Annotated in this window: 18 protein-coding genes; 9 read left to right on the top strand and 9 right to left on the bottom strand. The window is 72.6% G+C overall.

Annotated features, from left to right (window positions below):
* Positions 1–53: 53 nt before the first annotated feature.
* Together C1N91_RS16510 and C1N91_RS00290 are read right to left on the bottom strand one after the other, a co-directional pair.
* A complete protein-coding gene (locus C1N91_RS16510) occupies positions 54–227 on the bottom strand; it encodes a hypothetical protein (protein WP_175415837.1) in 174 nt (57 codons plus the stop codon).
* Positions 224–439, bottom strand: a complete 216-nt coding sequence (locus C1N91_RS00290; RefSeq protein ID WP_137766105.1) for a hypothetical protein — start codon at positions 437–439, stop codon at positions 224–226. The genes C1N91_RS16510 and C1N91_RS00290 overlap by 4 nt, the downstream gene beginning before the upstream one ends.
* Before the next feature lie 279 nt (positions 440–718).
* On the opposite strand from C1N91_RS00290, the gene C1N91_RS00285 reads away from it, so the two are divergent.
* A complete protein-coding gene (locus C1N91_RS00285; protein ID WP_137766104.1) occupies positions 719–1,672 on the top strand; it encodes an AraC family transcriptional regulator in 954 nt (317 codons plus the stop codon).
* Positions 1,673–1,686: 14 nt separating this feature from the next.
* Positions 1,687–2,652 (top strand): helix-turn-helix transcriptional regulator, encoded by a 966-nt coding sequence (locus tag C1N91_RS00280; RefSeq protein WP_137766103.1) that lies wholly within the window; start codon positions 1,687–1,689, stop codon positions 2,650–2,652.
* Between the two features lie 257 nt (positions 2,653–2,909).
* On the opposite strand, the gene C1N91_RS00275 is transcribed toward C1N91_RS00280, so the two are convergent.
* Entirely contained in the window at positions 2,910–3,743 is an 834-nt protein-coding gene (locus C1N91_RS00275; RefSeq protein ID WP_137766102.1) for an NmrA family NAD(P)-binding protein, read from the bottom strand.
* A 52-nt stretch (positions 3,744–3,795) separates the two neighbouring features.
* Positions 3,796–4,476: a nucleoside/nucleotide kinase family protein gene (locus C1N91_RS00270; protein WP_175415836.1), complete on the bottom strand. Its 681-nt coding sequence runs from the start codon at positions 4,474–4,476 to the stop codon at positions 3,796–3,798.
* Here C1N91_RS00270 and C1N91_RS00265 point away from each other — a divergent pair.
* The gene (locus C1N91_RS00265) at positions 4,475–4,843 is read left to right on the top strand and encodes a VOC family protein (RefSeq protein ID WP_137766100.1); all 369 of its coding nucleotides are present in this window, start codon (positions 4,475–4,477) and stop codon (positions 4,841–4,843) included. The genes C1N91_RS00270 and C1N91_RS00265 overlap by 2 nt on opposite strands.
* Here the strand turns inward: C1N91_RS00265 and C1N91_RS00260 are convergent.
* A complete protein-coding gene (locus C1N91_RS00260; RefSeq protein WP_137766099.1) occupies positions 4,824–5,174 on the bottom strand; it encodes a hypothetical protein in 351 nt (116 codons plus the stop codon). The genes C1N91_RS00265 and C1N91_RS00260 overlap by 20 nt on opposite strands.
* On the bottom strand, positions 5,171–5,605 hold the full coding sequence (locus C1N91_RS00255; RefSeq protein ID WP_058728293.1) for an NUDIX hydrolase: 435 nt from the start codon (positions 5,603–5,605) through the stop codon (positions 5,171–5,173). The genes C1N91_RS00260 and C1N91_RS00255 overlap by 4 nt, the downstream gene beginning before the upstream one ends.
* Before the next feature lie 315 nt (positions 5,606–5,920).
* Between C1N91_RS00255 and C1N91_RS00250 the strand changes: the two genes are divergently transcribed.
* On the top strand, positions 5,921–7,222 hold the full coding sequence (locus C1N91_RS00250; protein ID WP_137766098.1) for an alpha/beta hydrolase: 1,302 nt from the start codon (positions 5,921–5,923) through the stop codon (positions 7,220–7,222).
* 13 nt (positions 7,223–7,235) lie between these two features.
* Positions 7,236–7,976, top strand: a complete 741-nt coding sequence (locus C1N91_RS00245; RefSeq protein WP_175415835.1) for a DUF4184 family protein — start codon at positions 7,236–7,238, stop codon at positions 7,974–7,976.
* Here C1N91_RS00245 and C1N91_RS00240 read toward each other — a convergent pair.
* Positions 7,966–8,550 (bottom strand): TetR/AcrR family transcriptional regulator, encoded by a 585-nt coding sequence (locus C1N91_RS00240; protein WP_137766096.1) that lies wholly within the window; start codon positions 8,548–8,550, stop codon positions 7,966–7,968. The two genes, C1N91_RS00245 and C1N91_RS00240, sit on opposite strands and share 11 nt — an antisense overlap.
* Before the next feature lie 161 nt (positions 8,551–8,711).
* Here C1N91_RS00240 and C1N91_RS00235 point away from each other — a divergent pair, with 161 nt between their 5' ends.
* Positions 8,712–9,350 (top strand): AmiS/UreI family transporter, encoded by a 639-nt coding sequence (locus C1N91_RS00235; protein WP_137766095.1) that lies wholly within the window; start codon positions 8,712–8,714, stop codon positions 9,348–9,350.
* 142 nt (positions 9,351–9,492) lie between these two features.
* Positions 9,493–10,737, top strand: a complete 1,245-nt coding sequence (locus C1N91_RS00230) for an acyl-CoA dehydrogenase family protein (RefSeq protein WP_137766094.1) — start codon at positions 9,493–9,495, stop codon at positions 10,735–10,737.
* Positions 10,738–10,812: 75 nt separating this feature from the next.
* Here the strand turns inward: C1N91_RS00230 and C1N91_RS00225 are convergent, their stop codons facing one another.
* Both C1N91_RS00225 and C1N91_RS00220 read right to left on the bottom strand, forming a co-directional pair.
* Complete coding sequence (locus tag C1N91_RS00225) at positions 10,813–12,135, bottom strand: carboxylesterase family protein (protein WP_137766093.1); 1,323 nt, start codon at positions 12,133–12,135, stop codon at positions 10,813–10,815.
* Between the two features lie 121 nt (positions 12,136–12,256).
* Positions 12,257–13,552 carry an MFS transporter gene (locus tag C1N91_RS00220; RefSeq protein WP_137766092.1) on the bottom strand — a complete coding sequence of 432 codons (1,296 nt, stop codon included), beginning with the start codon at positions 13,550–13,552 and terminating at the stop codon, positions 12,257–12,259.
* Positions 13,553–13,803: 251 nt separating this feature from the next.
* On the opposite strand from C1N91_RS00220, the gene C1N91_RS00215 reads away from it, so the two are divergent.
* A complete protein-coding gene (locus tag C1N91_RS00215; RefSeq protein ID WP_175415834.1) occupies positions 13,804–14,604 on the top strand; it encodes a sugar phosphate isomerase/epimerase family protein in 801 nt (266 codons plus the stop codon).
* Positions 14,601–15,716: a Gfo/Idh/MocA family protein gene (locus C1N91_RS00210; protein WP_137766091.1), complete on the top strand. Its 1,116-nt coding sequence runs from the start codon at positions 14,601–14,603 to the stop codon at positions 15,714–15,716. The genes C1N91_RS00215 and C1N91_RS00210 overlap by 4 nt, the downstream gene beginning before the upstream one ends.
* Positions 15,717–15,749: the final 33 nt, after the last annotated feature.

Below are 15,749 nucleotides of genomic sequence, written 5' to 3'. Positions count from 1 at the left end.
TGTCGAGGCTACCGGTCGGGGTCGTGACCGGCTCTGCGAGACCGCTGCCCGGGTCAGGCAGCGACGAAGAAGTCGGCGTAGGAGGGCTCGGTCCCCCGGGCGCTGGTCGTGTACAGGGCACCGAGTCGGTCGGCCACGATCCGGTCGATGTCCGCGGGGGCGCTCATGCCCCGGCGGTGCCACTCGGTCGGGTCGCCGCGGAGCTGGTCGAGGAGTGCGGCGCTCATGCGGAGAGCGACAGGACGATCGCGGCCGAGGCGGCGACGGTGACCGACAGGATGCCCGTGCTGACCGCGGCGACCTGCAGCGTGTGCTGCCGGCGGGCCTCGACGACCTCGCTGAACGGGCTGCGCTGGGAAGGACGGCGACGACGGAGCGCCACGACGTCGTGGGCGGTGCTCGGGGCGACGCGGAGGTCGCCGGCGGTGATGGTGGTCATGATGTCGTCCTCGTCTGCTCGGTACCGATCGGAGGTACCGGGCGGTGGTCCGACGGTACGAGCGGGCCGGTCGGTGTCGCCAGCGGTCACCGCACCTCCGTCGATTTCCGGACGTCCGGGGCCGCGACCTGTCGCTGGACGACCGTCGGACCAGCACCGCGAGCCCCCCGCCGCAGGACGGCACCGTCAGCACGGAACGCGCAATCAAGGTCAGGTCCTGACGTGTTCTGGACAACTCTGGTCCACGTGTAACTCCTCCTGCACACTGCTGTCGATCACATGAGCGACCAGCAGCCGTCCCGCATCCAGGAAGCGACGCAGAGCACCGACCTCGACGAGGCCCGCGACTTCCTGGCCTCGGCGTACGCGGGACAGCAGTGGAGCGCCGACCAGACTCGGCAGCCCTTCTCGTTCCGCTACACCGCGGTCGGTGACCAGGCGATGACCCTCAGGACGATCCGGTTCGACGGGCACCTCGAGGGCGTGATGACACCGTCCGAGGACTTCGTCGTGCAGTGGACCAACCGGGGGACGGCCTGGATCGGCTCCGGGACGGACCGGATCGTCATGGAGACGGGCCGGCCGCAGCTCTGGCCGCAGCAGGGCGCCGCCTTCTCGTACGACGACTACGACCAGCGGATCGTGCAGGTCAACCGGAGCGCCCTGGAGACCGTCGCCGGGGAGCGCGGGATCGCGCCGGGGAGCCTGCGGCTCGACCACACCGTCCGACCGGACGACCGTGCGCTGCAGGTGTGGCGGAGCAGCGTGCAGCTCATCTCGCACACCGTCATGGACGGACGGGCTTCGCCGCTGCTCCAGGCCGAGATGGGACGGCTCGGGGCGCTCGCACTGCTCGAGCTCTACCCGGTGGTGTCCGCGTCCCTGCCGCCCGAGCTGCTGCTGCCGAAGAACGGGCACGTGCGCCTGGCCGTCGAGTACGTGCACGAGCACGCGCACCTGCCGATCACGACGAGCGACCTGGCCCAGGTGGCGAACCTCAGCCTGCGGGCACTGCAGCACGCGTTCCAGCGTGTCTTCGCGATGAGCCCGAACGCCTACCTCCGCCGCGTCCGCCTGGACCGGGTCCGTGACGCCCTGCTGCAGGGCGAGCCGGCGACGACGAACATCGCCGAGGTCGCCCGGCACTGGGGCTTCGCCCACGCCGGACGCTTCGCCGCCGCCTACGCCGAACAGCACGGGGAGTACCCCCGCGAGACCCTCCGCCGCCCCTGAACGAACGACCACGCATGATCGAGAACGACACCGCCGCGGACCCCTCCGCGACGCTCACCCGGACACGCCTCGTGACGAGGACCCGCGAACCCGCGACCGCGAGGAGTGCGATCCAGCACACCTTCACGGTCCGAGGACTCGAGGTCACGGGCAGCAGCGACTTCCTGTTCGAGGAGACCCTGACCGGCACCTCGCTGCTCACGCTCGAGTCGACCAGCTGCACCGGCACCGTCCGGGGCGAGGTGGACGCGTCGTCCGCGATCGTCATCGCGTGGCTGAAGGCCGGCACCGCGGTCGTCGGCGGTCAGCAGCTCCCGATCGGACGGCCGGTCCTCTACACGCCCGGTCGCCAGCAGGTGCAGTGGGACCGGTTCCAGAAGGACGTCATGCGGATCGACCGCGAGATCGTCGAGCAGGTGGCGGCTGCCCGCGGCGGGTGGGAGCCCGGCCCGCTCGAGTTCCAGCCGAACCACGTGCCGGAGGGCGCGCCGCTGGCCGCGTGGTGGCTGATGGTCCGCGCCGTGGCCGCCGAGATCCTCGGTGCGACGGGTGAGGTCCCCCTCGACCGCGAGCAGGAGCTCGCCGGGATGGCCGCCGCGGGCCTGCTCACCGCGATCCCGCACTGGCCGGTCGAGCAGCCCGCGGTGCGGACCGCGCACGCCGGGCTCGCCGATGCGGAGACGTACCTGCTCGAGCACGTCGCCGAGCACGTCACGGTCGACGACGTCGCGGCGGCTGCCCGGATGAGCACCAGGGGACTGCAGAGCGCGTTCCAGCGGATCCACGGCACGACCCCGATGACCTACCTGCGGAACGTGCGGCTCCTGATGGCGCGTCAGCAGCTCGAGACCGGCGAGCCGAGGTCCGTGTCCGACGTCGCGCGATCGGTCGGCATCACCCACATGGGCCGGTTCTCCGGGGCGTACCGCGAGGAGTTCGGCGAGCTGCCCGCTGAGACGCTGCGCGCGGCTCGCCGCTAGCCGGACCGGCCGGGACCACGCCCGGGGATGCGAGGGCGTCCGCCGTCGGTTCGGGTCCGGGACGGCCGCCCCCGCGCCACGGCGCCGTCGGGTCGACGCTGGGTCAGACGAGACCAGCCCGGGAACAGGGATCCGGGCTCCCGCGGTCAGGGTCCCGCGGGGTGGCCCGATCGACCGTACGCGGGTCGGCCGCGGTGCTCACAGGAGGAGCGCGATCCGGATGGGCGTGACGGACGCGGGGCGCGCCTCCCGGCCGGTCAGCCCGCCTGCAGCACCTCGCGCAGCGACAGCGGCCGACGACCGGTGACCCGCTCGACATCCGTCGAGACGTGCGCCAGCGCACCCTCGGCGATCGCCGTGTAGGTGCTCACCCAGGCGTCCGCCTGCCACGGCTCCGGGTTCCACCGCGCCCGCGAGGCGTACGCCTCAGCCACCGTCTCCGGCTGGTACGTGACCGCGCGACCGCGCACCTCGGAGACGGTCGCGGCTGCCTGGGCCAGGGTGATCGCCTCCGGCCCGGTCAGCTCGTACGTCCGGTCGACGTGGTCCGACGGGTGCAGCAGCACCTCGGTCGCGACCCGTGCGACGTCCGCCCGCGCAACCGCGGCCATCGCGCCGACGCCCGCCGGTCCGCGGATCACGCCGTCCTCGCCCACCAGGTCCTCGACGAAGTCCAGGTAGAACGAGTCCCGGAGGAACGTGTGCACCATCGGGGTGTCCTCGATCGCGCGCTCGGTCGCCCAGTGGTCGCGGCCGAGCGTGAAGGTCGCGTCCGGCGCCGCCCCCACGAACGACGTGTAGACGACGTGGCCGACGCCCGCCTCCGCTGCCGCGGCCACGAACGCGCGGTGCTGGTCGAGGCGGTCCTGCGCCTCGGCGCCGGAGACCATGAGCAGCAGGTCCACGCCCTCGAGCGCGGCGCGGGACGCATCCGGGTCGGCGTACGTGGCGACCGCCACGTCCGTCCCGGGCAGCTCGGGGGCGCGCGCTGCGTCGCGCACGACCATGCGGAACGGCGTGCCCGCCGCGGCGAGCGCGCGGGCGACGGCACCGCCGATGTTGCCGGTGGCGCCGGTGATGGCGATGGTCATGGTCGCTCCTGTCGCTCGGTGCTGCTGGGCTGGTCGCCCGGGCGTGGGCTGGTCAGGTCCGGATCGTCCTGGAGGCCCGCCCCACCGTGGCAGCGACCCTCGCCGCGTTCACGCCGTCGACCTCCAGCGCCCAGGTGCGGGCCGCCTCGTGGTCGCGTCCGTGCCGCATGTGCCGGCCCACCAGACGGTCGACGCGGACCCGGTCGTCCACGACGCACGCCCAGGTCTCGGTGAACAGGTCGACCAGGGCGGACCAGGGCGCGTCGGCGTCGAGCAGGTAGTTGCCCTCGGAGACGACGAGCCGGGTGCTCCCGGGGACGGCGATGCTGCCCGCGATCGGTTCGTCGACGCGGCGGTCGAAGTCCGGTGCCCAGACCACCCCGTCGTCAGCTGCGGCCAGGCGGCGGACGAGTGCCACGTAGCCGGCCGCGTCGAAGGTGTCGATCGCACCCTTGCGGTCGTGCCGGCCGAGGGCGTCGAGCGCGGCGTTCGCCAGGTGGAAGCCGTCCATCGGGACCTGCACCGCGGTGCCGGCTCCGTGGGCCGCGTCGACCGCTGCGACGATGCGTCGGGCCAGGGTCGACTTGCCCGCTCCGGGCGCACCCGCGATGCCGAGCACCGTGCGACCGGGACGGCCGGCGAGCGCCAGGGCCCGCTCGACGGCGTCGTCGACGGACAGCTCGGTCGTGGTCACGGTCCCATCCTGACAGGAGCGGTGGTTCACTGGCCGCATGGTCGATGCGGCGACGGCGTTCAGCGGGTTCTCGGTGCGGGACGTCCCCGAGGCACGGGCGTTCTACGAGGGCGTGCTCGGTCTGCCGGTGAGCGAGGACCACGGCATGCTCGTGCTGCACCTCGGCTCCGGGCCCGGGGTGCTCGTCTACCCGAAGGGGCCCGCTCACGAGCCGGCGTCGTTCACGGTCCTGAACTTCCCGGTGCCGGACGTCGACACGGCCGTGGACGAGCTGTCCGCGAGGGGCGTGACGTTCCTGCAGTACGAGGGCGTGACCGACGAGCGCGGGGTGAACCGGCACGGCGGACCGCTCATCGCGTGGTTCACCGACCCGTCGGGGAACGTGCTCAGCGTGCTCGAGGACTGATCCGGACCCACGTGTCGCGCAGCGGCCCGGGAGGCAGCAGCAGGTCGACCTCGGCGACCAGGGCGGTCAGGGCCGCCAGGTGCTCGGGCAGGATCAGGTCCCAGGGCGGGGGCGCGACGCGCTCGAGCGACCGGAGCGTCGCGGTGTCGGGATCGGTGCCCCACCGCTCGGCGAGGGCGTGCACGAGGACGTCCCGCTCGAGGTGCAGATTGCGCAACCGGCCGAGCAGATGTCGGATTCGGTCGGTGTCGGCAGCGGCCGTGATCAGGTCACCGAGCAGCGCCCGCTCGTCCCAGAGCCGGGCGGACAGGTCGGTGGCCACACCGTTCACGGCCGTCGTGCCCACTCGAGGGCGATCGGCACGAGCAGCCCGTGCCGGCGGTGTGGCAGCTCGGCGATCGGGACCCACGCGGCCTCGTCGGTCGATCCGTCGGTCTCGTTGCGGAGCTCGCCGCCGGTGAGCGTCACCCGGAACACGACCTGCACGGCCTTCATCGGCCGTCCGGTGTCGTGCATCCGGCGTTCCTTCGGCACGATGTGGTGTCGGATGCCGAGGAGGGGACCGCACGACGCCTCGTACCCGGTCTCCTCGCGGACCTCGCGGACGACGGCCTGTTCGACGGTCTCGTCGAACTCGACACCGCCGCCCGGCAGCGTCCAGGTGCCGGCCTCCGGGATCCGCAGTCGGGCCAGGAGCACACGGTCGCCCTCGGTGATCACGCCGTAGGCGGCGAGCCGGGTGTCGTAGTCCGTGTACTCCATCCGCTGACCTTGCCAGGACGGGCTGGAGGGCACACCCAGACGCGCCGCCGTCGACCGTCGGGTGCGGGGTCGGCGCGGGTCGGTGCGGTCCTCCGCACGGCCGACGGACCATCCGGGGCTGGCCGGTCGGACAGGCTCCGGCCGTCGGGAGACCACCGCGCGTGCAGGATCGCTCAGGATCAGCCGGGAGAGCACCGGGGAAGCCCCTCCCGGTGCCGATCCGGACACCTCGGCTCGCTACGGTCGCTGGACAACGCCGCTCCTGACCCGTCACCCGTCGGATACCCGAGAGCGTCCCGACCGCCGGACCCGCCCGTGACCACCCTGCCGCTCCTGTCCGCCCACGTGCTGCTGCCGCTCTACGCCCTGACCCTGCTCGCCGCCGCCCTCGTGCTCACCGCCGTCCGACGGTCCTGGCGCTGGGCAGCCCTCGCGATCGCCGCGGGTGCGCTGGTCGGGACGTTCCTGTCCTGGTGGCTCGGCGACGTCCTCGACGTGCTCGGAGTGCCGCCGACCTGGGTCGACCGGGTCTGGACCGGCGTGGTCTGCGCCCTGCTCGGAGTCGCGGTCGTCGGACTCGTGCGCGCTGGACGGGGGCGCCGGGGCCGACGGCTGACCCGGGTGGTCGCCGCGCTGCTGGTGCCCCTCGCCCTGGTGTCCGGCGGACTCGCGGTGAACCGGGACGCCGGGCTCTTCCCCACGATCGCCGACGCCCTGGGGCAGTCCCACGTCCCACCCCTCCGCCTGCCGGACGACCCGGACGCGGGATCGGGCCCCGTCGACGCCGCGGACTGGCGACCGCCGCACGACATGCCGTCCCACGGCCGGTACGGGTCCGTGCGGATCTCCGGCGACGTCTCGCACTTCCACGCCCGACCCGCGATCGTCTGGCTGCCCCCGGCCGCACTCGTCGAGCACGCCCCTGCGCTCCCCGTGGTCGTGATGCTCTCCGGGCAGGGCCCGGGTGCGGCGCCGGCGAACATCATCGAGGCCGGTCGGATGGCGGCCCGGCTCGACGCGATCGCCCGCCGGGACCACGGGCTCGCGCCGATCGTCGTGATGCCGGACCAGCTCGCCCGGGCCTCGAACAACCCGATGTGCGTCGACGGCCCGCTCGGGAACAGCGCCACCTACCTGACGAGCGACGTGCCGACGTGGGTGCGGACGCACCTGCACGCCGCCACCCGCGCGGAGGACTGGGCGATCGCCGGGTTCTCGCAGGGAGGCACCTGCGCCCTGCAGCTCGGGGCCGGCCGGCCGGACCGCTTCGGGTCGTGGATCGACGTCTCCGGACAGATCGGGCCGATCCTGCAGGACCGCAATGACACCATCTCCAGGGGTTTCAACGGTGACCGGGCGGCGTACGAAGCGGCCCAGCCGCTCCGGGTGCTCGCCGAGGGGGCGCCCTACCGCGACTCCGCCGCCTTCGTCGCGGCAGGCGCCGACGACAGCCGGTACGGTCCGGTCGTCCCGGTGGTCGTGGCCGCCGCCCGCGCTGCGGGCGTCCGGGTGACCGAGCGGATCGTCGAGGACGGCGGACACGACTGGCACACCGCGGGCGTCGCCCTGGCCGAGGGCGTCGAGTGGTTCATGCAGCGCACCCACCTGACCCGGTGACGAGGACCTGATCGTGCCGTTCACCGTCAGCCACGCGGTCGTCGCCCTGGCCGCGCGCCGGACACCCCTGCCGGTGGCCGCCGTCGCGGTCGGGGCGATGGCGCCCGACGCCGTGCTGTTCGCACCGTTCCTGCCGCCCTACCAGGACGCGCACTCGTGGTGGGGCATCCCGACCATCGACCTCGCCGTCTCCCTCGTCGTGCTCGCCACGTGGTGGTTCCTGGTGCGTCCGGCCTGGTCGCCGGTCGTCCCCCGACTGCGACGACGGCTCCCGCTCGACTGGGGTCGCCGACCCTCGTTCACCGCGCGGGACGCGCTGCCCGTCGTCGTCGGGTGCGTGCTCGGCAGCGTGACGCACGTCGTGTGGGACGGCTTCACGCACGAGCACGGCTTCGTGGTCCTGGCCTGGCCGGCGCTCCGCGAGACCACCGTCGGCGGGTACCCGCTGCCCTTCCTGCTGCAGGACGTGTCGAGCGTGCTCGGACTGCTGGCCCTGCTCGTCGTCGGAGCCGTCTGGTGGCGCCGGACCGACGCCCGGGAGGTCGAGCCGCTGCGCCCCGTCGAGCGCGTCGTGCCGGTCGTCGCCGTCGGCGTGGTCGTCGTGCTGGCGCTGGCCGTGGGTGTGCGGGCACTGCTCGGGGGCGCCGGGGTCGGGGGTACCGTCACCGCGCTGGCGTTCCGCGTGCCGGCGCTCGTCGCGGCGGCGCTGGTCGTCGGTGCCGTCGTGCTGCTGGTCGCTCGCGTCAGGCGGTGACGGCGGCCGCTGCCCACCCGGCCCGCATCCGGGCGACCGCCCGGTCCCACCCGGGGAGCAGATCGGCGTCGTCGCGGAGCATCGCCTGCAGCTGGAGCCCCTCGAAGAGCGCGACGAGCTGCTCGGCGGCGTGCCGCGGGGCAGCGCCGCGGGGCTCCCGACCGGCGACGACGTCCCGCGCGAGTGCGAGCGTCACGTCCTCGAACAGCGTCGTGTACTGCTGCCGGAACCACCCCGACGCCGGGTGACCCGGGGTCGAGGTGGCACTGAGCAGCGCGATGCGGACCCGGACGGTCGCGGGGTGCTGCTGACCGCGGTCGAGCCGTGCCCGGAGGTACGCGACGGCCCCCTCTTGCTCGGCCACCCCGCGGAGCGCGTCGCGGCCGACCTTCGCCCACCGGTCGACGACGGCCACGACGAGCAGCTCCCACGAGGGGAACACGCGGTGCACGTCGGCCACCGGGACGTCGGCAGCCCGGGCGACGTCGTCCGGTCCGACCGCGTGGAAGTCACCGTCACGGAAGGCATCGGCGGCACCGGCGACGATGCGGGCGCGGAGGTCGGCGTCGGGCATGTGGTCGATCCTGCCGACCGTGCGGATCGCGCGCGACCTCCCGTCCGGGGGCGAGCGACGTCGGGAAGCGGGCCGTGCGCTCGACGTCACGGATCGTCACCGTCGGACACAGTCCGACACAACCCTTCCGCAGCCGTCTCACCGCTGCCACGGTCATCGGCATGGCGTACATCTGCTTGGTGCTCTCCGGAGCGGCACTGCTCATCAACGGGCTCACCCTGCTCGGTCGGGTCCCCGGCCGCGACAGCGGTGTGTTCAACGTCCTGATCGGCGGTGTGCAGCTCGTGCTGTGCACGGCCGTCGCGGTCACGGCCGACGGGTCCCTGTCCGTCCTGCTGTCGATCGCAGGGACGTTCCTGTTCGGCCTCACCTACCTGTACGTGGGGCTCGACGCACTCGCCGGACTCGGCTCGACCGGTCTCGGTTGGTTCTGCGGTCTGGTCGCCGCGATCGCCGTCGTGTTCGCGGTCACGAACGTCACCGCGGACCCGGTCCTCGCCGTGCTCTGGGCGACCTGGGCCGGGCTCTGGACGCTCTTCTTCCTCCTGCTCGCCCTGGGGCGCGACATCGGCCGGTACACCGCCTGGGCGCTCGTCCTCGCCAGCCAGACCACCACCACCGTGCCGGCCCTCCTCGGTCTCGCGGGACGGTGGCCGGCCGGGCCCGCCTGGACCGCGGGCGCCGCCCTCGTCGCGGTCGTCGTCTTCGTCGGCGCGGCCGTGCTCTCCCGACGGGGCGGGCGACGGGCACTGCCGGCCACCGCCCAGCCCCCGGTCGTCGCCCCGACGGCCGCCGCCTGACCAGCAACAGCACCAGCAGCGGCACCAGCACCAGCGCACGCACACACGCACACGCACACGCACCAGCACACGCACACGCACACGCACACGCACACGCACACGCACACGGAACACCTGACCGCGACCCGGAAGGCACCACACCATGACCGACACGACCACCGCACAGCCCGGCACACGACTGCCCGACGCTCCCGCCGACTACGAGACCCTGGCCGGACGCTTCCGGCCGATCTTCGACCGCATCGCCGCCGGCGCCTCCGAGCGGGAGCAGGACCACCGGCTGCCGTTCGACGAGATCCGCGAGCTCGCCGCCGCGGGGTTCGGAGCCGTCCGCGTCCCCGTCGCGTTCGGAGGTGCCGGCGCGACGCTCCCGCAGCTCTTCCGGCTGCTCACCGAGCTCGCCGCCGCGGACAGCAACATCCCGCAGGCCCTGCGCGGGCACTTCGCGCTGGTCGAGGACCGACTCGTCGCACGCTCCGGCGAACGCGACGCCTGGCTCGAGCGCTTCAGTCGCGGCGAGATCGCCGGCAACTCGTGGACCGAGGTCGGGGCGGTGCAGATCGGCGACGTCATCACGAAGGTGACACCGCAGGACGACGGCACCTTCCGCATCTCCGGGCAGAAGTACTACTCGACCGGCAGCATCTTCGCGGACTGGATCGACACCTACGCCGAGCGCACCGACACCGGCGAGCGGGTCATCGCGATCGTCGACGCACACCAGCCGGGCGTCGCCCACTCCGACGACTGGGACGGCTTCGGCCAGCGCACCACGGGTTCCGGGACGAGCACGTTCACCGATGCGGTCGTGCAGGCCGACGCGGTCGTGCTCTTCGACGATCGCTTCAAGTACCAGACCGCGTTCTACCAGGCGGTGCTCCTCACCGTCCTCGCCGGGTCCGTCCTGGCGGCCGAGCGGGAGATCGCGCTGCAGGTCCGGAACCGCAACCGGGTCTTCTCGCACGGCAACGCCGACACCTTCGCCCAGGACCCGCAGATCCTGCAGGTCGTCGGCGAGGTGTCCGCGGCGGGCTTCGCGGCGACGGCGATCGTCGACCGGGCGGCCGAGGCGCTGCAGGCGGCGTACGAGGGTGCGGCCCTCGACGAGGCCGAGGACGAGCGGCGCAACGACCGCGCCGAGCTCGCGACCGCGCAGGCGCAGGTCGCGCTCACGTCCCTCGCGACCACGGCGACGTCACACCTGTTCGACGCCCTCGCGGCCTCGGGCGTGAGCACGACGAAGAACCTCGACCGGCACTGGCGGAACGCCCGCACGGCCGGCAGCCACAACCCGTGGGTGTTCAAGGCGCGGATCATCGGCGACCACGCCGTCAACGGGGTCGAGCCGCCGCGGGTCTGGGCGATCGGGGCGACGCGCCGAGGCTGAGCGCGGGCCACGGCGCCGTGACACAGCGCAGGAGCCGGGACGACGGTCCCGGCTCCTGCGCACCACCGGGAGCCCTCACCCCCGGTCGAACACGAGTGTCTCGTCGTCCGCCGCGCGCACGCGACCGGTCCGTGCGAAGTCCGCCCAGATCGCACGCAGTGCCCGTCCGCGCCGCTCGACGACGGGCCAGTCCCGCTCGGGGACGAACCGGCTGCCGACCCACGCCGACCGTCCGCCGAGCAGCAGCGGCAGGTCGCTCATGTGCACCGCCCCGACCGGTGCCACCGACGGGTGCCGCAGCAGTCGGTACACGGTCGCCCGTCCACCCGCGTCCCGGTGCCGTTCCGCGAAGCGCCGTGCATCGCGTCCGTAGATCACCTCGGACAGCGGCCGGACGAGCAACCACCGCAGCAGCGACCGCAGCGGCCGCCAGCGCGCCACCGTCCGGAGCCCGGGAACGAGCGGCACGTACATGCCCGCCTCGTCGGACCCGGACCCGATGAGCACGTCGACGTCGGGTGCGACCGAGCGCCAGGCCCGGTCGGTGTCGCGTTCGGCAGGCAGCGGCGCGAAGCCGTACTGCGTCCCGAACGGCATCCCGCCGGCCAGACCGTACCGACCCCCGGCCCTGGTCGCACGCGCCTGCCGCTCGAGGACCTCGTCGAGCGGGGTGTCCGCCGCGACGGCCCCGACGGCCCGCACCATCGCCCGGTTCATCCGCGCCCGACCCCGCGAGAGCCCGAGCGGCGCGCTCTGCACGATCGCGCGGCGGAACAGGCCGCGCGCACCCTCGCTGATCATGAGGTGCGCGATCGCGTCGGCCCCGGCGGACTGCCCGAAGGCCGTCACCGAGTCGGGGTCGCCGCCGAACGCCGCGATGTTCCGCTGCACCCACCGGAACGCCTCGACCAGGTCGAGCAGGCCGAGGTTCGCCGGCACCGTCTCGCCGTCGCCGAGGAACCCGAGCACCCCGAGCCGGTACGTCACGGTGACGACGACCACGCGCTGCTCGGTCACCAGGTCGTGCGCGTCGTGGATCGGCAGGTCACCGCCGCCGAGCACGTAGGACCCGCCGTGCACCCAGACCATCACCGGCAGGCGCTCGTCGTGCCGGACGTCGGAGGGCGCCGTGATGCTGAGGCGTTGGCAGTGCTCGTCGACCCGCAGGTGGTCCATCGACGGCAGGAGCTGGTCGACGAAGGTCGCGCTCGGCTGCGGTGGGACGGGTGCCGGGGTGTCCGCGCGGAACGGCGCGGTGGACGGCGGCTGCGGCACCGGCGGTGCGAAGCGGTCGGCCTGCGCGTAGGGGATCCCGAGTGCGCGGGTCACATCGCCGTCGACGACCGCCTCGATCGTGCCGGCCGAGGTGTCGAAGGAACGGGTGTCGGTGGATCGCACCGTCCCACGCTAGCGACGTGACCTGCGGAGGGACGGCGGCCGACAGACGAACGGACTGGAGGCGCGGTGCCAGCTGGCAACGCGCCTCCAGTCCGTCCATGGTGGCGACCCGTGACGAGCGTCAGCGGACCCGCTTGATCGGGATGACCACCAGCGCACCCAGCAGAGCGACGATCCCGGCGGCCCAGCACATGAGGGCGTAGTTGTCGGGGTGGTCGCTGCCGATCTTCAGGAAGAAGAGCGAGATGGCGGGCGCGAGCGACTGCGGCAGCGCGTTCGCGATGTTGATCACGCCGAGGTCCTTGCCGGGCCGGTCCGCGTTCGGCAGCACGTCCACGACGAGCGCGGTGTCGATGGCCGAGTAGATGCCGTAGGCGAAGCCCATGACGACCTCCGCGACGTAGAAGCCGGTCACCGTGTCGGCGTGGGCGAGGATCACCAGGCCGACCGCGAACAGCGCCGTCGAACCACCGACGAAGACCTTGCGGCGACCGATCCTGTCGGACGCCCAGCCCGAGAGCGCCGCGCTGACCAGCAGTGCGAGCGTGTAGAGGAGCACACCGAAGGCGACCGCCGAGGTGGCCTCCTCGAGGCTCTCGATCCCCAGGTGCTCCTGCATGTAGAGCAGGCGGTAGGTCGTGAACATGAACGTCGCCAGGATGATCAGGAAGCGCGACCACCACGCGAACGCGAAGTCGGGGTTCTTGATCGGGTTCGTCCAGAACGACGAGATGAGGTTGATCCAGGTGAACCGCTTGAGCTTGTACGTCGGCAGCTCGTCACGGGCGACCAGGGCGTAGACGACGACCAGGACGATCGCCAGGATGCCCGGGGCGATGAACAGCACGGGCAGGTTCGCGACGAAGAACACCGACAGGTAGGTGCCGGCGAGCACGGCGATGTTCTGCGCGAGGGCGATGATGCTCGACGCCCGGCCGCGCTGGAGCTGCGGGACGTTGTCGGCGAAGCTCGCGAGCAGGGTGGCGAGCGTGGCGTTCGCAGCGAGCTGCGCGAGCAGCCAGCCGAGCGTCAGGTTGAGGACGTCGGGCGCGTAGGCGATCCAGGCGAGCGCGATCGCGAAGACGACGACACCGCCGAGCAGCCACGGACGGCGACGGCCCCAGCGGGTGCGGGTCCGGTCGGACAGCGCGCCGGCGAGCGGGTTCATGATGAGTGCGCCGAACGCGCCGATCGGGAGCACGGACCCGATGACGTTCGCGGCGTCGTCACCGACGAGCGCCTGCGCCTTGATCTGCATGCTGACGTAGACCGGGGCCATGAGCGCCACGAACAGACCGAACTGTCCGAGGAACAGGGCGACCTGGTAGCCGATCCCCACCTTGACGGTGCTGACGGGCTGGGTGATGCCCTCTTCCGGGTTCAGCAGTGCGGGGCTGCCGGGTTCGGGTGTGCTCATGACGCCTCCTTGAGTCGAACGGAAACCTTGTGTTGCAAGGTTTTCCGTCGGCGAGCATACATCGCCCGCGCCGGGAGCGACACGTGTCGTCCAGATCACCAGCCGTGCGTGTCGTTGCGCCACGTGACCCTCGCAGCGACAAAAACTACACAGCGGGTGGTTTTTGGGGTAGCGTCGGTCTCGATCTCGCCGGGGAGCATCGATCCTCGACGGGCCCCGACAACCTGACAGGACCGAAGGAGCCCTCTGCCATGCCCACCACCTCTGTGCAGCTGTACTCGCTGCGCGACGCCATCGCCGAAGACCTCGACAAGGCCATCGCCCGGGTGCGCGAGATCGGCTACGAGAACGTCGAGCCGTACGCGTTCGTCGAGCGCGCCGCCGACCTCGAGAAGGCCTTCGCCGCCACGGGTCTGCAGGCTCCGTCCGGTCACGTCGCCGTGATCGACGCCGAGGACACCGCCCCGATCTGGGACGCCGCGGAGCGCCTCGGCATCACGACCGTCATCGACCCGTTCATCCCGACCGACCGCTGGCAGACCGCCGACGACGTCGCGAAGATCGCCGAGCGCGTCAACGAGCTCACCGCCGAGGCCAGCGCCCGCGGCCTGCAGTTCGGCTACCACAACCACCAGTGGGAGTTCACGAACAAGGTCGACGGTCGCACCGTCTACGACCTGTTCGTCGAGCAGCTCTCGCCGGAGACCGTGCTCGAGGTCGACACCTTCTGGGCCACCGTCGGCGGTGCCGACGCGCCGGCCGTCCTGAAGGCGCTCGGCGACCGCGTCGTCGCGATCCACGTCAAGGACGGCAAGGTCGACGGCGACATCCTCACCGCGCTGCCCTCCTCCGAGAGCGCCCTCGTCGTGCCCGAGGCCCTCCAGCGTGCCTTCGAGAACCAGACCCCGGCCGGTCAGGGCGACGTCGACGTGCGGGGCATCCTCGCCGCCGCGCCGCAGGCCATCCGCGTCGTCGAGTTCGACGCGTACTCAGGTGACGTCTTCCAGGGCATCACCGAGTCCCTCGCCTGGCTGAAGGACAACGACAAGTGAGCCGCGTCGGAGTCGGCGTCATCGGTGCCGGCAACATCTCGGACCAGTACCTGACCAACCTGACGCAGTTCGCCGACGTCGAGGTCCTGATGGTCGCCGACCTCATCCTCGAGCGCGCTGCCGCGCAGGCCGAGAAGTACGGCGTCCCCTCGTCGGGCACCGTCGAGGAGCTCCTGGCCCGCGACGACATCTCGATCGTCGTGAACATCACGATCCCGGCCGAGCACGCGAAGGTCGGCCAGCAGATCATCGCCGCCGGCAAGCACACCTGGAGCGAGAAGCCGGTCGCCACCACCGCCGAGGACGCCCAGGCGCTCCTCACTGCGGCCGAGGCCGCCGGCGTGCGGTACGCGACCGCCCCCGACACCGTGCTCGGCGCCGGGATCCAGACCGCGATCCGCGCCATCGCCCGCGGTGACATCGGCACGCCGCTCACCGCGACGACGATGTTCCACGTGCCCGGCCCGGACCAGTGGCACCCGGATCCCGAGTTCCTCTACGCCGAGGGCGCCGGTCCGCTGTTCGACATCGGCCCGTACTACGTCACGACCCTGCTCCACGCGTTCGGCTCGGCCTCGCGCGTGCAAGCCGTGTCGTCGAAGTCGCGCGAGACCCGCGTGATCGGCTCGGGCCCCCGTGCCGGCACGGAGTTCGCGGTCGAGGTGCCGACACACCACGCCGCGCTCATCTCCTTCGCCGACGGGCAGTCAGCGCAGACGACGCTGTCGTTCCAGCACGCCCTGCCCCGCAACGGCTTCGTCGAGATCAACGGTTCCGAGGGCACGATCGTGCTGCCGGACCCGAACGTCTTCGACGGGGACAGCACGCTGTGGACGCTCGGCAAGGACGAGCCGACGACCCTCCAGCACAAGGGCTCCACGTGGGGTCGCGGCACGGGCGTCGTCGAGATGGCGCGCGCGATCGCCGAGGGCCGCCCGGAGCGTGCCTCCGGCGCCGTCGCGTCGCACGCGCTCGACGTCATGCTCGGCATCCGGGACGCGGCGGAGTCCGGCCAGGCGGTCGACATCGCCTCGCGCATCACGAAGCCGGAGCCGCTGCCGGAGGACTTCGACCCGGCCGCCGCGGTGCTGTCCGCGAGCGTCGACGCGTAGGTCGCCACCACACGACGGACGGGAGGCGAGGTG

Origin of the sequence: Curtobacterium sp. SGAir0471 (assembly GCF_005490985.1) — a bacterium.
In the GTDB taxonomy this organism is placed as follows: Bacteria; Actinomycetota; Actinomycetes; order Actinomycetales; family Microbacteriaceae; genus Curtobacterium.
This window is presented reverse-complemented; position numbering and strand designations above follow the sequence as displayed.